The following is a 1,109-nucleotide window of genomic DNA, read 5'->3' as shown; positions in this document are numbered from 1 at the left end:
GGGCTCGGTGGTGCGTGTGCGCGACGAGGACTGGCTGGTCACCCAGGTCTCCTCCAACTCCGACGGCACCCTGGTCACGGTGCAGGGCCTCTCGGAGCTGGTGCAGGACACAACCGCGCAGTTCTCCGCCGGCATTGATGACATTCAGCCCGTGGACCCCCGCCGCACCCGCGTCGTCGCGGATCTCTCCACCCGTCACCGCCTGTCGCGGCTGTGGCTGGAGGCGACGCTGCGCAAGACGGCGCTGCCGGCTACCTCCACGGAGCTCGCGGTGGTCGGCGGCATGCTGGCGGACCCGCTCCCCTATCAGTTGACGGCCGTCCGGCGGGCGCTGGATCCGGCCAATCTGCGCCCGCGCATTCTGCTGGCGGACACGGTGGGCCTGGGCAAGACGCTGGAGATCGGCATGATCCTGTCGGAGCTGGTGCGCCGTGGTCGCGGGGACCGGATTCTCATCGTGACGCCCCGGCATGTGCTGGAGCAGATGCAGAACGAGATGTGGTCGCGTTTCGCCCTGCCCTTCGTGCGCCTGGACTCGGTGGGCATCCAGCGGGTGCGCCGCTCGGTCCCGGCCACCCGCAACCCCTTCTCGGTCTTCCACCGGGCAATCATCTCCATCGACACCCTCAAGTCGGACCGCTACCTCAATCACCTGCGCAAGCAGCGCTGGGACGCGGTGGTCATCGACGAGTCGCACAACGTGACCAACCGCGGCACGCTCAACAACCGCCTGGCGGACATCCTGGCCCGGCAGACGGACGCGCTCATCCTGGCCTCGGCCACGCCCCACAACGGTGATCCGAAATCCTTCGCGGAGCTGGTTCGGCTGCTGGAGCCGACGGCGGTGCACGCGGATGGCTCGCTGGATGAGGAGGCGGTGCGTCGCCTGGTCATCCGCCGTCACCGTCATTCCGAGGAGGTGCGTGACGTGGTGGGTGACCGCTGGAAGGAGCGGCTGACGCCGGTCAACCGCCTGGTGACGCCCTCCCCGGCCGAAGATGAGGTGGCTGCGGAGCTGTCCCGCTCCTGGTTGCACCGCGCCGACGGCGCCGCCGCGCCAGGCCTTGTCCCCGGAGCCGGCAACCGCGGGGATGCGTTGTTCTCATGGA

1 protein-coding gene is annotated in these 1,109 nt (G+C 69.3%); it reads left to right on the top strand.

The features are described 5' to 3' along the window. Positions 1-1,109, top strand: a 1,109-nt coding sequence (locus tag RWX45_RS11675) for a DEAD/DEAH box helicase (protein WP_316023889.1), incomplete at both ends; no start/stop codon positions are given.

This window comes from Actinomyces sp. MRS3W, assembly GCF_032465695.1.
GTDB lineage: Bacteria > Actinomycetota > Actinomycetes > Actinomycetales > Actinomycetaceae > Actinomyces.
Note: the sequence above shows the minus strand (reverse complement) of the source record. Positions and strands in the feature narration are given on the sequence as shown.